The following is an 18,622-nucleotide window of genomic DNA, read 5'->3' as shown; positions in this document are numbered from 1 at the left end:
TGCTAGGCGCTGAGCTGTAGAGGTTGCCCACCCTAACCTTGTGCGCTGTTCACGTGCGCGACGGCAAGCCCGTACGCCCGTCGCCTCCCTCAACGCCGATGGCTGCTCGACACGTCCGGCCATATTGGTTTGGCTGCCGGGTGCCGACCGCCTGCTGATGGCCGCACGTCTAAGTCAGGCGGAGATACACATCGTAGAGATCGGCGTGCTCGCCTAACCGCTGCCGGAGACCAGTCAGGTCGTAGGTGCCGCGCCGCTTGCATGGCGAGCACTCCACGACGAGCCGGCGCCCGCGGAGGTCGCATAGTCCTGTCATAGCGGCGCACGACGATGTAGCCACCGCGTGTCGTCTGAGGCGGTTTGTCCGGGCGGACAGCGGGCGGGTGGTTCTTCGGCTTCGACATGGTCTCGGTTCCCTTGTGAGAGGAATGGCCGTTTGACCGCGAGGGTGATGGCCAGGTGGTGGACAGCAGGGTCAGAGCAGCGAGGCGAAACCGGTCAGGACGCAGCCGCCTCCGATGATGACGAGCGCGGCCAGCAGTTCGCCGGCGCCGGCCGCTACAAGGCGGCCAGTAGGCACGAACCGCCCGAAAGAAGATGCACGCGGGATCACGACTGCGGGCAGGCTGGTGCCGAGGAACAGCGTCAGGTCGGCGACGCGGGCCTGCGCGATGCCGTAGCTGGGCTGATGGGCTGCCGAGAACTCGGCTTCCTCGCCAAGCCACCAGCGCAGGTGCCCGAGCAGCGCCAGCGCCCCGAAGCGGGAAGCGCAGGGCGTCGTCACCAAGGTGTCGGTGGCGGCGTCGTAGTCGTCGTTGGCGACCATGGACGCCTCGCCCTCGGGGGCGACCTGATAGGCATCGTAGGCGGCGCGGTGACGCTCGATCGCGCCATGGATCGGGTCGGCGGTGGCGTCGAGCATCAGGGTACGGGCGTGCGGCATCGGTCGGGCTCCAGAGGGCTCGTGGCGGTGGTCGGTGAAGACGAAGAGGGAGAGCCGGCGCCGGCGAGAGATGGCGGTGCGCGCTCAGTGCGCGGCGGCAAGGCGGGCGGTTCTCCTCGACCGGCCGCACTACGCCGCCTTCGGCACCGCGCTTGCCCGCTTCCGCGACACCCGCATTCAGGCGAGCCCGCGCCAAGGCTTCCACGTCACCATGCCGTTCGTGCGTGACCTCTACGGCGATTGCGTCTGCATCTCCTCGGACCTCCAGCGCCTCGCCCTGTCGGGGCCCGCCCTGATCGGGTCCCTGCTGCTCTCGCCTGTCGACGGGCTTGGAGCCTCCCTGGAGCGAGCTGAGGTGGGAACCGCCCTGGACCTCTGCGCCCGCATCGACCTCACGCACGGCGCCTCCCGGATGCTGGCCCCCCTCGACATCACCAGGCACGGGTCCGGCCCGGCTCTGCGGGCACCCTTCCTTGACGCGGATCTCGCCGAATGGTGCGCCGGCCTGCCCCAGGCCGCGCGCCTGACAGATCCCGACGGGACGGCGCGGCCGGGCGGCGTCGTGCGCGCCGCCCTCGACCAGGCCGCCAGCCCCCGCCCGGAGGTGGGCCACGCCCTCGACCTCTGGCTGCGCACGAGCCTCCGGGACTTGCTCGAGGACACCGTGGCGAGCGCCGCCTTCCGCAACCGCGACCTCTTCCGCATGAGCTGGGTCGACCGGCTGGTGCGCGATCATCGCGAGGGTGTTCGCAGCTACGGCACGCTGGCCATTGCGCGCCGAGCGGCCTGGATCGCCTGCGGCGCGTCGCCCGCCGCGAGTTCGACGCGGGCGATCGCGAGGAAGCCCTCGGCGCCTTCGTGGGCGAAGAGCTGTCGGGCCTGGTGGACGAGTTCGGCAATGCGCTCGTCGCGCTCCAAGGCGCCGTAGGCGCGCAGGGCGCCCTCCCAGTGCGAGACCTCGCCCCGGTCGCGCTCCAGGGCGGCTTCGTAGGCCGCCGCCGCGCCGGCCCAGTCGTTGAAGCGCTTCAGGATGCGCCCGAGCAGAGCTCGGTACGCAGCGGCGTTCGGCTCGGCTTCGATCAGGCTGCGCGCCACCCCGACGCTGTGCTCCTTGCTGGATCCCGCCCCCTGCATCAGCCGCAGGCGTGCCTTGGCCGCCTGGGGCGCCTGCGCCTCTGGTCCTGTGAGGCTGTCGAGGAGCGCCAGCGCCCGGGCGCCGTCGCCGATCTGCTCGTAGGCCCGGGCGAGGCGCAGGCGCAGCGGTCCCTGATCGGCGCTCCCCGCTAGCACCGCGACGCGCTGGAGCGTCGCCAGGGCCGCACCCGGATCGCGCGGCGCCTCGATCCGTGTGGCCCGCACGATCAGCGCGGTCGCGCTCTCGCCGAAGCGCCGGGCATGGGTCGCGTAGAGGTCCGGCTCTTCGATCGGGGTCGCGGTGGCGAGCCGCGCCTGGAGAAGGCGGTCGATGGCGTCGGCATCGCGCGGGCTCACGGCGAGGTGCCGCTCCAGATAAGCGACGGCCTCCGCGTGCCGGCCGCGCGCCGCCATTTCCTTGGCAAGCCGCCGGAACACCCGGTAGCGGCGCAGGCGCTCGGGGCTCGAGGTGGCGGCCACCTCCAGCCAAAGCAGGTGGGCGCGGTGGCCGTCGCCCGCACCCTCCAAGGCGATGGCGCGCAGGGCCACCGCATCGATCGCCTTGGCTGCAGAATGCTGGCCCTGGGCGGCCGGCGCGGGCATGCGGGGAGCGAGATCCACCCCGGAACCGATGATCGCCTTGGGTTTCGTGCGTCCCACGGGCTTCGGATTGGCGGCCCGGCGGGGGGCGGATCGGCGGCTCTCCAGGGCGCTCATGCGGCGGCGCCCCTCGTGGCTAGCTCGGCTGTCGCGAGTTCGGTCGTGGCGAGCTCGGTCTTGAGGCCGGTCGTCCCGATCTCGGGCACGCGGTCGATGAATCCGAGGAACCAGGTCTCTAGGCAGAGCAGCGCCCAGAGCAACCCGATCCTGCGGCGCCGCGTCCGGCCCGTGCTCGCCGAGGCGCTGATGGAGGTCGGGGCCTATGCGGAGGCCTGGACGCATCTGGCCGCCGCGCTCCAGGATTCAAACGTCGAGCCCGAGCTTCAGCGCGCCGCCGCCCGCTGCCGAGCCGCCTTCGCGGTGGCCGCCCCGGGGCGGGAGCACGTTCCGGTCTTCCCCGGCGCACTGTTCCTGCGGGTCTTCGAGGCTCCGCCCGCCCGCACCATCCTGCCCCCGACAGATACAGTGATCCTGTGCACGTCCTCGCTCGGGGCGGGCGGCGCCGAGCGCCAAGTCGCGCTCACGGCGGCCGGCGTCTCGCGGGCTCGCGCGGGCCGCGGCCGCACCGTACTCGCGGGCCTCGACCTCACGCCCGCGCGGGGTCGCGCGATGATGCGCAACCTCGCGGAGACCGAGCACCTCGTCATCGAGGATCTCGCGCACGTCAACGACACCCACGTGCTGCGCGCGCTGACGGCCGAGGACCCATGCCTGCGCGAGGCCCTGCGCCTGATGGCGGCCTTCCCACCCAACCTCGCCCGCGACATCCTCAAGTTCTACGACTGCTTCAGGCGCCACCGCCCGTCCTGCGTCCATCTCTGGCAGGACGGGGTGATCTCCACGGGCTCGGTGGCGGCGTTCCTGGCGGGCGTGCCTACCATCGTCTGCTCCATGCGCAACGTGGTGGCGGGCGAGAACGACCGCCGCCGCTACCGGGCCTATCTCGCCACCATGTACCGGGCGCTGGCCGAACGCCCCGAGGTGCGGTTCACGGCGAATTCCGCCGCCGGCGCGCAGGATTACGAGGCATGGCTCGGCTTCGAGCGCGGGCGCATCCGGGTCCTGCGCAATGGCGTCGACGTAAAGAGCCTGCGGGCGCGTGCGCCGGAAGCGGAGCGCCTCGGCGTGCGCGAGCGCCTGAACCTGTCGCCCGACGCCCTGCTCGTCGGCGGCGTCTTCCGCCTCGCCCCCGCCAAGCGGCCGCATCTTTGGCTCGACGTGGTCGCGCGCGTGGCGGAAGCCGATCCCCGCACCCACGGCGTCATCGTCGGCGACGGCGCCATGCGGGCCGAGATCGCGGAGGCCATTGCCGCGCGCGGCCTCTCCAGCCGCATAACGCTCGCCGGCCGCCAGAGCCCGGTGGAACCCTGGATGGCCGCCATGGACGTGCTTCTCCTGGCCTCGGAGGTCGAGGGCCTGCCCAACGTGCTCCTGGAGGCCGAATCCCTCGGCGTGCCTGTTATCACCACCCGGGCCGGCGGCTCGGGCGAGGCGCTGCTCGACGGCGTCACCGGCCGCCTCGTCGAGGACGACGCGCCGGCCAACCTCGCCGCCGCCCTTACCGCCGTGATCCGCTCGCGCGGCCTCCGTCACCGCGCCCGCGTGGGCGCGCCTGTCTTCATCGAGCAGCGCTTCGGAATCGAGCGGATGATCCGCGAGACCCTCGCTGTCTTCGGCGAAACCGATCCACTCAAGATGGGAATGGCATCATGAAAATCGCGGTCATCGGGTCCGGTTATGTGGGCCTCGTCTCAGGCACCTGCTTTGCGGATTTCGGTCACGACGTGGTCTGCGTCGACAAGGATCCGGCCAAGATCGCGGCGCTGAACGCTGGGCGCATGCCGATCTATGAGCCGGGTCTCGACGCCCTGGTGGCCGAGAACGTGCGCCAGGAGCGGCTCAGCTTCACCACCGACTTCGCCCCGGCGGTCCGCGGGGCCGAGGCAGTGTTCATCGCGGTGGGCACGCCCTCGCGGCGCGGCGACGGCTTTGCCGACCTCTCCTACGTCTTCGCCGCCGCCCGCGAGATCGCCGCCGCGCTCACCGGCTTCACCGTCGTGGTGACGAAGTCCACCGTGCCGGTGGGCACCGGCGATGAGGTGGAGCGCATCATCCGCGAGACCAACCCGCAGGCGCAGGTGGCGGTGGTCTCCAACCCCGAGTTCCTGCGCGAGGGAGCAGCCATCGAGGACTTCAAGCGCCCCGACCGCATCGTCATCGGCGCAGAGGACGCGCGCGGGGCCGCCGTGATGGGCGAGGTCTACCGCCCGCTCTACCTTAACGCCGCGCCCATCCTCTACACCGACCGGCGCACCGCCGAGCTGACCAAGTACGCCGCCAACGCGTTCCTGGCCACCAAGATCACCTTCATCAACGAGATCGCGGATCTGTGCGAGCAGGTGGGCGCCAACGTGCAGGAAGTCGCCCGCGGGATCGGGCTCGACAACCGCATCGGCGCCAAGTTCCTGCACGCGGGCCCGGGCTACGGCGGCTCGTGCTTTCCTAAAGACACGCTGGCCCTCGTCAAGACGGCTCAGGATGCGGGCACCCCGGTGCGGCTGGTCGAGACGGTGGTCTCGGTCAACGACCAGAGGAAGCGCGCCATGGCCCGCAAGGTGATCCTGGCCTGCGGAGGCTCGGTGCGGGGCAAGACGATCGCAATCCTCGGGCTGACGTTCAAGCCCAACACCGATGACATGCGCGACGCGCCGGCCCTGTCCATCATCACCGGCCTGCAGGACGGCGGTGCGCAGATCCGGGCCTACGACCCCGAGGGCATGGAAGCCGCCCGCCCGATGCTCACCAACGTGACCTACGCGGGCGACGCCTACGATTGCGCCCAAGGTGCCGATGCGGTGGTGATCGTGACCGAGTGGAACGCCTTCCGCGCCCTCGACTTCCCCCGCCTCGCCACCGTCATGGCCGCCCCCGTCATGATCGACCTGCGAAACGTCTACAAGGTCGACGAAGCCACCCGCCATGGCTTCCGCTACGCCGGAATCGGCGGGCGCCGCGAGCTTCCGGTCTCGGCCAGCTACACCGACTCGCTCGCGCCGGAGGCGGTCCGTGCTTGATCTCCTTCCCAGAACGCGGCGCCGTGTCCGAGCCGGGCACGGCAGGCGTATCGCGGTTATTGGCCTCGGCTATGTCGGCCTGCCGGTGGCCGCCGCATTCGCGGCCTCCGGTGCGCCCACCATCGGCTTCGACGTCGATCCCCTGCGCATCGCGGAGCTGCGCCGGGGTCTCGATCGCTGCAACGTCATTGACCGCCGCGACCTCGAGGATGCACCGATCCGCTACACGGCGGAGGCCGCCCCCCCTGCGGGGCGCCGACTTCTTCATCGTGGCGGTGCCGACCCCCATCGACGCCGCCTGCCGGCCGGACCTCTCGGCCTTGATCGCGGCCTCCCGCTGCGTCGGAGCGGCCATCGCGCCCGGCGCCATCGTGGTCTACGAATCCACGGTCTATCCGGGCGCCACCGAGGAGGTCTGCGTCCCCGTGCTCGAGGCCGCGTCCGGCCTCGTCTGCGGACGGGACTTCACGATCGGCTACAGCCCGGAGCGGATCAATCCGGGCGACATCGTCCACCGGTTTGAGACCGTGACCAAGGTGGTGGCGGGCCAGGACCCGGCCACTTTGGACATGATCGCCGAAGTCTACGGCTCGGTGGTCTGCGCGGGCATCCATCGCGCGCCCTCGATCCGAGTCGCGGAGGCCGCTAAGGTCATCGAGAACACCCAGCGCGACCTCAACATCGCGCTGATGAACGAGCTCGCGATCATCTGTCACCGCATCGGCATCGACACCGCCGACGTGCTTGACGCCGCCCGGACCAAGTGGAACTTCCTGCCCTTCGCCCCCGGGCTGGTCGGAGGCCACTGCATCGGCGTCGACCCCTACTACCTCACCCACCTGGCGCAGATGTCCGATTACCAGCCCGAGGTCATCCTGGCGGGCCGGCGCATCAACGACGGCATGGCCAAGGTAGTCGCCCACGAATGCATCCGGCGGCTCACCGCCCGCGGCGTCACACATGGCCGGGTCGGGGTGCTCGGCCTGACATTCAAGGAAAACGTCCCCGATATCCGCAACTCCAAGGTGGCGGACGTCATCCGGACCCTGGAGATGCACGGCTGCGAGGTGCAGGTGCACGATCCGCAGGCCGATGCCGGGGCGACCCGCCACGAGTACGGCATCACCCTGCGGCCGCTTGCGAGCCTGCAGGATTGCGACGCGGTGATCCTCGCCGTCTCACACCACCAGTTCGTGGCGGCGGGCTGGGACCTCGTGCGGCGCTGCCTGAAAGGGCACGGCGGCGATGTCCTCGACGTGCGGGCCTGCCTCGACCGGAACCGGATCCCGGAGGGCGTCTCCCTGTGGCGGATGTGACGGGCCGGACCCCATTCGGGGGCCGCAATGCGAGACGGGGCCAGCGGAAGGCTGGGGAGGAGAGTGCCATGTTCAAGCGGCTGAGCGTCACGGCTCTGGGCAGTTGCCGCATCGTCAACCCGATGCGGAACGCCGCGCAGGCCGGCCTGATCGACCTCGCCAACGCGGATGTCTACGGCTACCTCCACACGGTGCGCGAGGTGCTGCAATTCCTCGATTTTCGCGATGGGCTGGCGCTGCCCCCCGAGATCGTGCCTTACCTCGCCGGCCCGCGCGGGCTGCCCACCCGCGCCAAGCCCGAAGAGACGTGCGTCTACCTCGTGGAGATCTCCTCGCTCAAGAGCGTGATGCTTGGCGAGTGGGTGCTGCAGCTCAATTACTTCACCGAGCGCTTCCGGGGCCATCCCAACCTCCTGAAGGTGCTCTACGCCGAACTCGGCGAGGACCAGCGCGACCGCCGCATTCTCGACCTCGCGGCGCACGCGGACTTCGCCGCCTTGGCGCCCTTCGAGCGTCACGTGCTCGCCGAATCGCATGTCGCCACCACCACGCGGGAGACGCTGGAGCGCGACGTCCTCAAGATCGTTGCCCGGCTGCCGCGCCCCGTCGTGTTCGTGACCCATTGTAACCTGGTCGACACACAGGGCCGGGAGATCGAGAGCCGGGCGCGGATCAGCACCTGGATGGCCGAACTCGCCCGCAGCCACGGCATGCGGGTGTTCGACCCGACCCCGCACGTCCTTGCCTTCGGGGTCGAGGCCGCGATGGCCGAGGGCGGCGCCAGCCGGGCCCATTACGCCCCCGCCTTCGAGGCAATCCTCCAGGAAGAACTCCTCCACGAGGTCCGGCTCGCCGCTGCCTCCCTGCCGCGTACCACGCACGGGTTCGTGCCCGAATCTCCGATGCCGGTCCTGCGCCGCGCCATGCCGGCGCCGGCCGAGCCCGGCGATGCTCCGATGCACCTGCGCGCGGCGGCCGCGATGCGAGCGGGCGACCTCGACGCCGCCGCGGCGGTGGCGCGAGCAGCCATCGCCGCCGACCCGCCCTGCGCGCCCGGCATCTCGGTGATCGCTCAGGTAGCCCTACGCCGGGGCGAACCCGAGACGGCCCTCGACTTCGCCCTGCGGGGGCGCGCCGCCAACCCGCGCAATTCCTCCTCGGTGGTCACGGCGGCCAAAGCGCTGACCAAGCTGAAGCGCTTCGAGGAGGCGGCCGTGATGTGGCGCGAGATGGCCGGCTGCCGCCGCGAGGCGACCTGGCCGCTGATCGAGGCCGCCCGATGCCACCTACGCGCCAAGCAGGCCGATGCGGGCCTTGCTCTCGCCGACGAGGTGCTGGAGCGCGAGCCCGCTGACACCGTGGCACTGGCGGTCAAGGCCGAGGCCCTGCGCCTGCTCGGTCGTTACGCCGAACTCGCCGCCGTGGCCGAGGCGCTCGCCGAGGCGAACCCGGAGGCCGCCCTCGCCATCATGCAGTGGATGATCGCGGCCGGCCGGGTCGAGGGCCTGACCCGCGTGGCGCGCCGGGTCTGCGCCGCGCCGCAGGGCGTGCCGGAGGCGCATCGCGATGACATCTGCCGCCAGTTGAAGGCGGCGGGCGAGCACGCGCTGGCCCAGGAATTCTGGGCCACCGGCGCCGAGGCCCTGCGTGCCTACTTGGTCTTCCATCCCGGCGACCGCACGGTCGCCCGCACCCTCGCGAAGCTCACCACCCACTGGCTCAAGCCCGCCCGTTCGGCGGTGCAGGCGGGGGATCTCCGGGCGGCGGCCCAGGCCTACGACCTCGTCCTGCACATCGACCCCGAGGGGGTGAAGATCCTGCGCGAGGCGGCCTCCGCGGCAGAGAAGCGCGCGGACTGGACGCGGGCGGCCGATCTCTGGGACCAGGTCGAGCGTGCCGGCGACAGCGATGCCGCAACCCTTGTGCGCGCCGCCCGCGCCGCCGACCTCGCCGGGCGCCCGGAGCCGGCCCTCGGTTTCTATCGCCGCGCCGCCCGGGCCGATCCCGCCAACGCCAAGGCCCTGGCCTCGGCCGAATCCCTGTCGCGCCGCCTCGCCAAGCAGGCCCGCGCGCAAGAAGCAGCCGGGGACATCGACGGGGCCGTCCGCGCGGCCGCCATTGTACTGGCCGACAATCCCCAGGACCCGATCTGCACCCGGCTGCTGCGGCGGGGCGGCGCGCAGGTTGCCTCCGCCCTGCGCCAAGCGGTGGCCGAGGGCGACGACGTCCGACAGGAAGCTCTCGCGACGCAACTCCTGCGCATCGATCCCGAGCGCTTCGAGGCCCTACGCGTCCTCTCGAAGGCGCGGCTCACCAGCGGCCGGTTCGACGAGGCCGCCCATCTCCTGCGCCGCCTCACCGTGGTGCAGTCGGACGTCGCCGCCCACTGGATCAAGCTCGGCCGCTGCCTGCGGCTGATGAAGAGCTACGACGAGGCCCGCGACGCTGCCCGGCAGGCCCTCGCCCGCGATCCGACCAGCCAGGCCGCGCATAAGATTCTGGCCGATCTCGGCGAGAGGCGAGCCCGTTGATCAGTCCTCCTCCCATCGCCCCGGAAGAGGCGGCCGCACCCGTCCGGGGATCCGCCGCTGGCGGCTTCCAGGGACCGGGCGAGCCGGTGCCGCACCTGGTTCTGAAGCGCGGCCATCGCGGGCGCTACCGCTTCAGTTTCCGCACTGCGCTGGGCGGCCTCGCCGGGGAGGTCTTCATCTCGCCCGAAGAGGGTGCCCGCGCGGATCACAAATCGGAGGCTGGCCGCCTCATCGCGCAGCTCGCCCTGTCCCTGCTGGATACGCTCGAGCACCAGACATCGTCGCCGCAGCGATGAAATTGTGTCGCTTCAAAGTAACATAAAAATCGGTCCCGTGAATAATTATCCGGCATGATGCCATTTTGAGCACGCGGATGCCGCCATCTGCGCAAGCATTCGGCGCGCCTGATGGGATTTTGGGGTTCACAACTCAGCCGTATTGCTGCATGACATGGCCGTCAGCGCGAGAGCGGCGGAGAACCTGCGAGTTTTTCTCTCGGCGTGACTGCCTGCGGGTTCTGCAAGCGCTGATTCGGTACGGCGTCTCGCCTGTGTTCAGGCATGCCCCACTTTCGCGGCCTCGCGTCCTTTGGCGAGGGTCCGATCAGAACGAGGACATCTTCATGACCGTTAGGATGGCGGCCCCGTTGCCCGGGCCAGGGCGCGGCTGATTCCGCGGGCCGGGAACGGCAGAAGAACGACGCCGGAATCCACGTGGCGAAGCCATCGGCTGACGCTCGCCGAAAATCGGACTTCCTCAGCAGACATGTCCGCGGAACAGCGCGTGACAACCAAAGGCCGGATTTTTTGCATCGAGCAATGAAAGATCCTGCGTTGCGGATAATCACTATGACAATAATAACGACTGGAATTATAAGTATATCTCAGACATAGCCTTCAATCAAACAACAGAATCACCGCATGGAAATGCGGAAAGGGGACTATATTCATGGCTGAAAACTTGGCTCACGGCTTCGCCTCGATGAACGGCGGCACGACTGGCGGCAGCGGTGGACCGAGCGTAACGGTCTCGACCGGCGCGGCGCTTCAGGCGGCGATCGACAAAGCCACGGGACCGCTGACGATCTATGTCGACGGTAAGATCACGCCGGGCAACAGCGGCGTCGACGCGATCAGCATCGCGAGCAAGAGCAACCTCTCGGTGATCGGCGTCGGCAGCAACGCTGATTTTGACGGCATCGGCATCCGCGTCAGCGGCGGTTCGTCGAATCTGATCATCCAGAACCTGAAGATACATAACGTCGCGACCGGCCCGAAGGATGCGATTGGGATCGAGGGCGCCTCAAAGAACATCTGGATCGACCACAACGAGCTATACAGCAGTTTGACTGCCAACAAGGACTACTACGACGGCCTCCTCGATATCAAGCGTGGGGCTGAATACATTACGATCTCAAATAATTACCTGCATGATCATCACAAGACGTCGCTTGTGGGTTACTCGGACGCTGATACCGGTGGACGGTACATCACTTTTGACCACAATTTCTTCGAGAATATTGGCTCGCGTACCCCCAGTGTCCGGGACGGAGATGTACATATCTACGACAACTACTACAAGAACATCGAAACATCAGGCATCAATCTACGGATGGACGCTGTCGGCCTGATCGAGAATAACGTCTTCGAGAACGTCCACAACCCGATCGTCAGCCTGGACAGCGCCAAGATCGGCTACTGGGACCTCAGCGGAAACCTCCTGACCGACGTAACCTGGAGCAAGCCCGGCAGCCACGAGGCCACCGCCGAGAACGGCCTCTCCACCGCGTCCTACGACGTACCCTACGCCTACACCCTCGACGCCGCGGCGAGCGTCCCCGACCTCGACCGGGCGCAGGCGGGCGTCGGGCATCTCGGCGCCGCGACGCCGCTTCCGGTGTTGCCCGCCCCCGTAACATCCGCGCCGACGGCACCCGACCCGGTGGTGACGCCGCCGGCCACGCCGCCCGCACCGTCCGCGCCCGTTGAGACCACGCCCGCGCATCTCGGCACGCGCTCCGCTGATGTTCTCGACGGCACGGCCAGCGACGACCACATCGACGCCCTGCAGGGGCACGACCTGGTCCACGGCCATGCCGGCAATGACATCCTGATCGGCGGGGACGGCCGCGACACCCTGTTCGGGGATGCCGGCAACGACACTTTGTCGGGCGGCACCGGCGACGATCGGCTCAACGGCGGCGCGGGCAACGACCACCTCGTTGGCGGCAACGGCAGCGACACCCTCGACGGCGGCGACGGCGACGACGCCCTTGAGGGCGGGGCGAGCCACGACGTTCTCATCGGCGGCGCGGGCAACGACCGCCTCGACGGCGGCAGCAATGCCGACGACATGACCGGCGGGACCGGCGACGACACCTATGTCGTCGACATCGCGCGCGACCGCGTGGTGGAACTGACGGGGGAGGGCAACGACACGGTCGAAAGCGCCACGAGCTACAAGCTCGGCGACAATGTCGAGAACCTGATCCTCACCGGATCGAGCGACAATTTCGCGACCGGCAACGCCCTCGACAACATCCTGATGGGCAATGCGGGCAACAATCGCATCGATGGCGGGGCGGGCAACGACGAACTCACGGGCGGTGCGGGCCGGGACGTCTTCGGCTTCACCAAAGACGCGGGCGGCCAGGACGTCATCCACGACTTCGTCCTCGGGACCGACACCCTGGACTTCCACGGCTACCACGCGGCGGAGGCGACCCTGACGGAAAGTAGTGCGGGCACGACGCTCCAACTGCCGGGCGAGACCATCTTGCTCGAGGGTGTCCATCTCCATGCGGTGACCGCCGACTGGGCGCATTTCGCCTGAGGCCGGCCCAACGACCTTTTCGGAAGCCCCGTGAAGGGGGAGGCCGCCACGGGGCAGCCCGGCATCGTCATCGATGCCGGGCGGGCGAGACGACGCGCGGCCGGGGCGCGCGCCCCCCCCTCCCGGTCGCGCATCAAACACCCTCCAATAACATCGGACTTAGCCAATTGGTCAAAGAAGTGGTCGATCGATCAAAGATATGACCGATTGATAACGAAGATGGCCAAACGGCCGATTGTTTCGATGACAGAAGTCCCTCACTCTAGACTTGCTGCCCTGAGCCGCCGGACTCGACGCTGTCGAGCGCGGGGCCATAGAGCAGAAAGGGCAACGCCATGAGAGCCCGGGATCCGGCCGAGTTGATCTCGGCGCTTGCGCAGTGCCGCACGGCGTTCATCGGGGTGGCGGCGATGAGCGGCCTGGTGAACGTGCTCTATCTGACGGGCTCGTTCTTCATGCTCGAGGTCTACGACCGGGTCATCCCCAGCCACTCCGTTCCCACCCTGGTTGGCCTCTTCGTGCTGGCGCTGGTACTCTACGGCTTTCAAGGGGTGCTCGAGACCTTGCGCGCGCGGGTGCTCGCCCGCGTCGGCGAGGCGCTGGACGAATCCTTGAGCGGGCGCGTCTTCGACATCATGGTGCGCGCCCCCCTCAAGGGCGCGGCCTCCGGCGACGGCCTCCTGCCCCTGCGCGATCTCGACGCTTTGCGTAGCTTCCTCGGCAGCTCGGGTCCCTCTGCGTTCTTCGATCTGCCCTGGATGCCGGTCTACCTTTTGATCTGCTTCCTGTTCCATCCGCTCATCGGGGTCGCGGCGCTCGCCGGCGCGGCCGTGCTTGCGACGCTCGGCCTGCTCACGGATCGGGCCACGCGTCAGCCCGCCCAGACGGCCACCGGCCACGGCCTACACCGCAACGGTCTCGCCGAGGCCGGGCGCCGCAACGCCGAGGTGCTGGCGGCACTTGGCATGCAGAGGCGCTTTTCCATCCGCTGGGCGGGGGCCAACGGCGATTACATGCAGGCTCAGCAGCGCGCCTCCGACATCGCAGGGGGCTTCGGCGCAACCTCGAAGGCCTTCCGCATGGCCCTGCAATCGGGCGTGCTGGCACTCGGCGCCTACCTAGTCATCAACGGACAGGCAAGTGCCGGCATCATCATCGCGAGTTCCATTCTGGTGGCGCGCGCGCTGGCCCCGGCCGAGCTCGCCATCGCCAACTGGAAGGGCTTCGTCCAGGCTCAGCAGAGCTGGGGCCGCCTATCCGAGCTTTTCGCCCGCATGCCGGCAGGCGCCCAAAAACACCTGCTCCCTGCGCCACGCCTCTCCCTCCAGGTCGAGGGCCTGAGCGTCGCGCCCCCCGGCACGCCCCGCCTCGCGGTGCAGGATGTCGGCTTCAGCCTCCGGGCGGGGCAGGGCCTCGGCATCATCGGCCCCTCGGCGTCGGGCAAGTCGAGCCTGGTGCGGGCGCTGGTCGGCGTCTGGCCGGCCATCCGCGGCAAGGTCCGCCTCGACGGGGCGGCCCTCGACCAGTGGTCGGCCGACGATCTCGGGCCGCATCTTGGCTTCTTGCCCCAAGAGGTCGAGCTCTTCGCCGGCACCGTGGCGGAGAACATCGCGCGTTTCGATCCGGAAGCGCGCGCGGAGGCCGTGATCGCGGCCGCGCAGGCGGCCGGCGTGCACGAGCTCGTCTTGCGCCTGCCGGAGGGCTACGACACCCGCATCGGCGAGGGCGGGGCGGGCCTGTCCGCCGGCCAGCGCCAGCGCGTGGGCCTCGCTCGCGCCCTCTACGGCGAACCCTTCCTCGTCATCCTCGATGAGCCCAACGCCAACCTAGACGCCGAGGGCGAGAACGCCCTGACCCAGGCGATCCTCGGCGTGCGCCGGCGGGGCAGCATCTGCGTGGTCATCGCGCACCGGCCCAGCGCGCTGGCGGCCGTCGACCTCATCCTGATGATGAGCGAGGGCCGGGCCCAGGCCTTCGGACCGAAGGACGAGGTCCTGAAGCGCGTGCTGCGCCCGGCCTCGGTTCCTGTCGAGCCCCGCCCCATCGGAAGCCGCGCCGCGCCCGGCCCCCTGCAGGAGAGCGCCTGATGGCCGCCGCCTTCACTCCTCGCACCCTCGATTCTCACCAAGTCACGCCCGCCCGCACCGGCCCGCGCGCGCAGGGCTCGATCCGCTGCCATCTCGCGCTCAGCGCGGCCTTCTGCGCCTTCCTGGTCGTGGGGGTGGGCGGCTGGGCCACCTTCACCCAGATCTCCGGCGCGGTTATCGCGCCGGGCCAGCTCGTGGTGGAATCAGACGTCAAGAAGGTGCAGCACCCCACCGGCGGGGTGGTCGGCCAGCTCCTCGTGCGCGAAGGCGCCCGCGTGCAGGCGGGCGACGTGCTCATCCGCCTCGACGAGACCCAGGTGCGGGCCAACCTCGATATCGTCCTGAAGGCCATGGACGAGTTGGCCGCGCGCCGCGCCCGCAACGAGGCCGAACGCGACGGGGCAGCGGTCGTCGCCTTCCCGCCCGACCTCCTAGCGCAGAAGGAAAGCGACCCGGCCGTGGCCCACCTCATCGAGGGCGAGACCCGGCTGTTCGCCTAGCGCGTGATGGGACGCGTGGGCCAGAAGGCGCAGCTGCGAGAGCGCGTCCTGCAGGTGCGCGAGGAGATCAAGGGGCTTACCGAGCAGGTCGCTGCCAAGGTGCGCGAGGTCGGCTTCATCACGGGCGAGCTCGATGGCGTGCGTGGACTCTACGCGAAGAACCTAGTGCCGCTGGCCCGCGTCAACGCCCTGGAGCGCGACGCCGCCCGTCTCGACGGCGAGCGCGGCCAGCTCATCGCCGCCATCGCCTCGGCGCGCGGCAAAATCGCCGAGACCGAATTGCAAATCCTGCAAATCGACGGCGACATGCGAACCGAGACGGGCAAGGATCTCGCCGAGATCCGGGGCCGGTGGTCGGAGTACCGCGAGAAGCGCGTGGCGGCAGAGGACCAGTTGAAGCGTGTCGAGATGCGCAGCCCGCAGGCCGGCATCATCCACCAGATGACCGTGCACACGGTGGGCGGGCTGGTCACCCCCGCCGAGCCCGCCATGCTGATCGTGCCGGAGGCCGACCAACTCGCAGTCGAGGTCAAGATCGCCCCCCAGGACATCGACAACGTGCGGCTCGACCAGCCGGCGACCTTACGCTTTCCCGCCTTCAACCAACGGGTCACCCCAGAGATCGACGGGGTTGTCAGTCTCGTCTCGGCGGACGTGACATCCGACCCCAAGACCGGCCTGAGCTACTATGTGGCCCGCATCCGCGTGCCTGAGGACCAAAAGCAGCGCCTCGGCGCCGCCCGCCTTGTGCCCGGCATGCCCGTGGAGAGCTTCATGCAACTCGGAGACCGCTCGGTGATGAGCTACCTCGTCAAGCCCCTCTCCGACCAAATCGCAAAAGCCTGGAAGGAACGGTGAAACGGCTTCACACCATCGGAGTCGGGCTGGCGCCATACCCGGGATCATGCCGGACCTTGCGCTCACGCGAGCCGATGATCGTCTTAGCAAACATTGATTGATGTAGAGCAAACGCGCGTCATCGCTCCATAGTTATCACCGCCATCTATTCTCGCTATCTTACAGTAATTTAACAAAATCTTGACTGTGGCATGGTATTTCTGACATGCGAACAAGCGTTAAATTGGTCTTGCAGCGGCCGGGCACTCCTCGAAGCTTGCCATTTATCAATCACGCCGCTAAATCGACGACGCCACATCGCGAAAATAATTGAGGCGATTGAACTATATGTATCAATATATAAATAAGAAAATTACATGATTTATATAATAGGCTAATTGTCAAAATCAATAATAATTGGAATCCTCGTATCATAATAGTGCCTAGCTATAGTGATAAGACATTCAAAGATATTATTCAATAGAATTCACTGCTGCCTAGGGAGTCGCAGATGCTCGGAAGACCGCGTGGCACGCCGGATGACGTGAGCGATGAGCGCCTTTCCGACTCCAAACTTCAACGAAGCGCCTCTCTCATGCATTTTTACTTTGATCTCACCGATGGCCCGAACACGATATCCGATGCACAGGGCGTCGATGCGGCAGACCTCGCGGAAGCCATCGAGCAGGCCGGCATTGCGATCGAGGAACTACGCAGTGGCGGAGAGCTGGTGGATGTGGACAGCTTATGGGAACTCGTAATCAAAAATTTTGAGGGAAATGAGCTGTATCGCATGCCTATTATCGATCATTAAATTGAAAGGCATCAACCCAGAGCGCCTCACATATAGACCATACGCGCTCGTCAAAACAATTTTGCGGCATCGGCAGCACGGCTTTTTGCAAGCGTTTGATCCGTAGGTCTTGGGTTCGAACCCCAACGCGCTCACCACCATTTTAGCCTAGTTAATGATTTGGCGTATTCTTTATGGCCTGGGATCAAGCTCTCGATGTTGCGGGGGCCTGCAACACGCCTCGCCGAAGGACAAGGGATTGCGACGCTTGACGATCCGTCGTCCGCCATTCCGTACGACACGGACGCATCACGACCGGCCTGCTGGTCAAACCGACCCGAGCCGCACGACGAAGCCGGAGAACCAAGGCGGAAGTCAAAACGGCGAGCGCGGTCGCGTCCGTGTCGCCCGTCAGCGATCGGCCGACGGCTCGACCAAAAGCGATCGATCGCAGCGGCATCCCGCGCCGCGGGGGGAGGCGAACGGAACGGACACCGTGCACCGCAGCCCGCCTTGCGATCCGAAGCGTGACGGTCTGGGCGGGGCTGAAGACCTGCGTCCAGGCCGAGAAGCTCTCCCATCGCGCCTTGCGAAGGCGCCCGAGCCGTCCGCCACGGGCGTCGCTGCAACGCGGTCAATCGACATAGACGCCGGCGCCCACGAGCGCAGCCACGCCTCCGACGCGCGTTCCGCAGACATAGCTCCACTTGACGGACGGTATCGATGAACCGGGCTTGGGAAACATGTAGTCGACCCAGCCGGCGCCGAACCTATTGACGACATCGATGAAGTCTTTGTGAAATCGGTTCCCGTCGGCATCGCGCTCGTTGAACAGATCCCGTCCCTCGCGATCCGGATGAGCGGCGTTGAACAGGACGGTGCCCTGCATGTCGACGACGAACAGGTATACGTCCCAATGACGCCAGAACGTATTCTTCTTTCGAAAATCTCCGAATGCTTCCGCACCGTGCGTTTCCAGAATCCGGGCCGCCTCATCAACGAGCGCCTCGATGTCCACCGCCTGGCTCGACGATGGAGGATTGATCATCTCGGCGACAAGGATCCTCGCGCTTAAGGCCAGCACCGCCGGCCAGATCAGCAGGGGCTTGAACATGCCGGCGCCTCGATGACGAGCACAACGGTCCTGCGACAGGCCGGGACCGGAGACCAGGACCTATTTGTCGGAACCCGTCATCGTCGACGAATTCCCATGCGTTTCGACTTCGGACGGGATGAAAGCGGCCGAGGTCGGCGTCTCGAAGGTGCGATCATTGCCTTTGTTGCGCCTCAGCACGATTGCCCACCAGCGCCGCTTGATGACAACGGGAATCTCAACAGCGTTGATAGGCGATCTCGAGCTTATAAGACAATCATGCCGATCGATGATCTGACCGAGCCGCTTCAGCGCCGCGAAATTCTGGGCGGCCATCAATTTATGTCCCAAGCAAGCGCCGCCCTCGTTCAAGCAAAGAAAAGTTTCCTCTGCGCGCGCAATAATATTCCTTGCTTCATCGCAATATAATCCGACTTTTGCCAGATCCGACATCTGCCACTCCATGTATACTACACGTGTGATGCTAGGAATCGCTTGGCCTCGTTACATCATGCGTTTGCTGGATGCAATGGATGAATGCCGCAACACAGGTCAACCGGCGGGAGGCAGGGCGGAAACCGTTTGGTTTTCATGGCCTGACTGGCTCCGCAAGGCCAAAGAGCCTCGTAGGCAGCCGATTCTGCTTGGCCTTCGGGGAAGGATGGCTTACGTAAATTCCGATAAACAGTTAAGTTACGCCCTGCAAGGCCGTCGTCTTGCAATCGTCTTTCGAGTATATATTTGATAGCACGTCCTTATCTTCGACATCAACAACATAGAATGGCGGAAATTTGCAGTCTTGCAAGTCTAAGAGACGACTTC

At 67.3% G+C, this 18,622-nt stretch carries 11 protein-coding genes and 2 pseudogenes; 10 read left to right on the top strand and 3 right to left on the bottom strand.

Annotation, left to right across the window (positions count from 1 at the left end; genetic code table 11):
• Positions 1-475: 475 nt before the first annotated feature.
• A complete protein-coding gene (locus MKK64_RS16760; RefSeq protein ID WP_243936013.1) occupies positions 476-943 on the bottom strand; it encodes a hypothetical protein in 468 nt (155 codons plus the stop codon).
• 76 nt (positions 944-1,019) lie between these two features.
• Here MKK64_RS16760 and MKK64_RS28275 point away from each other — a divergent pair, with 76 nt between their 5' ends.
• From MKK64_RS28275 to MKK64_RS16705, 10 genes and pseudogenes are all read left to right on the top strand, one after another.
• Entirely contained in the window at positions 1,020-1,871 is an 852-nt protein-coding gene (locus MKK64_RS28275) for an asparagine synthase-related protein (protein WP_409567963.1), read from the top strand.
• Between the two features lie 1,019 nt (positions 1,872-2,890).
• Positions 2,891-4,450, top strand: a complete 1,560-nt coding sequence (locus MKK64_RS16745) for a glycosyltransferase (RefSeq protein WP_243936011.1) — start codon at positions 2,891-2,893, stop codon at positions 4,448-4,450.
• On the top strand, positions 4,447-5,811 hold the full coding sequence (locus MKK64_RS16740) for a UDP-glucose dehydrogenase family protein (RefSeq protein ID WP_243936010.1): 1,365 nt from the start codon (positions 4,447-4,449) through the stop codon (positions 5,809-5,811). Before MKK64_RS16745 ends, MKK64_RS16740 begins: the two co-directional genes overlap by 4 nt.
• Positions 5,804-7,127, top strand: a pseudogene (locus tag MKK64_RS16735) (nucleotide sugar dehydrogenase). The gene MKK64_RS16740 and the pseudogene MKK64_RS16735 overlap by 8 nt, the downstream one beginning before the upstream one ends.
• Before the next feature lie 68 nt (positions 7,128-7,195).
• On the top strand, positions 7,196-9,658 hold the full coding sequence (locus tag MKK64_RS16730; RefSeq protein ID WP_243936008.1) for a tetratricopeptide repeat protein: 2,463 nt from the start codon (positions 7,196-7,198) through the stop codon (positions 9,656-9,658).
• Positions 9,655-9,954 carry a hypothetical protein gene (locus MKK64_RS16725; RefSeq protein ID WP_243936006.1) on the top strand — a complete coding sequence of 100 codons (300 nt, stop codon included), beginning with the start codon at positions 9,655-9,657 and terminating at the stop codon, positions 9,952-9,954. The genes MKK64_RS16730 and MKK64_RS16725 overlap by 4 nt, the downstream gene beginning before the upstream one ends.
• Before the next feature lie 652 nt (positions 9,955-10,606).
• Positions 10,607-12,490 carry a hypothetical protein gene (locus MKK64_RS16720; RefSeq protein WP_243936005.1) on the top strand — a complete coding sequence of 628 codons (1,884 nt, stop codon included), beginning with the start codon at positions 10,607-10,609 and terminating at the stop codon, positions 12,488-12,490.
• Positions 12,491-12,825: 335 nt separating this feature from the next.
• Entirely contained in the window at positions 12,826-14,577 is a 1,752-nt protein-coding gene (locus tag MKK64_RS16715; protein WP_243936003.1) for a type I secretion system permease/ATPase, read from the top strand.
• Positions 14,577-15,935 (top strand): annotated as a pseudogene (locus tag MKK64_RS16710) (HlyD family type I secretion periplasmic adaptor subunit). The gene MKK64_RS16715 and the pseudogene MKK64_RS16710 overlap by 1 nt, the downstream one beginning before the upstream one ends.
• Positions 15,936-16,458: 523 nt before the next feature.
• Entirely contained in the window at positions 16,459-16,728 is a 270-nt protein-coding gene (locus MKK64_RS16705) for a DUF6894 family protein (protein ID WP_243936001.1), read from the top strand.
• Between the two features lie 613 nt (positions 16,729-17,341).
• Here the strand turns inward: MKK64_RS16705 and MKK64_RS16700 are convergent.
• Together MKK64_RS16700 and MKK64_RS16695 are read right to left on the bottom strand one after the other, a co-directional pair.
• On the bottom strand, positions 17,342-17,821 hold the full coding sequence (locus MKK64_RS16700) for a cache domain-containing protein (protein WP_243936000.1): 480 nt from the start codon (positions 17,819-17,821) through the stop codon (positions 17,342-17,344).
• Positions 17,822-17,881: 60 nt separating this feature from the next.
• Positions 17,882-18,253, bottom strand: coding sequence for a hypothetical protein (locus MKK64_RS16695; RefSeq protein WP_243935998.1), 372 nt, complete (start codon positions 18,251-18,253; stop codon positions 17,882-17,884).
• Positions 18,254-18,622: the final 369 nt, after the last annotated feature.

The sequence above is a fragment of the Methylobacterium sp. E-025 genome, assembly GCF_022829705.1.
Classification (GTDB): Bacteria; Pseudomonadota; Alphaproteobacteria; order Rhizobiales; family Beijerinckiaceae; genus Methylobacterium.
This window is presented reverse-complemented; position numbering and strand designations above follow the sequence as displayed.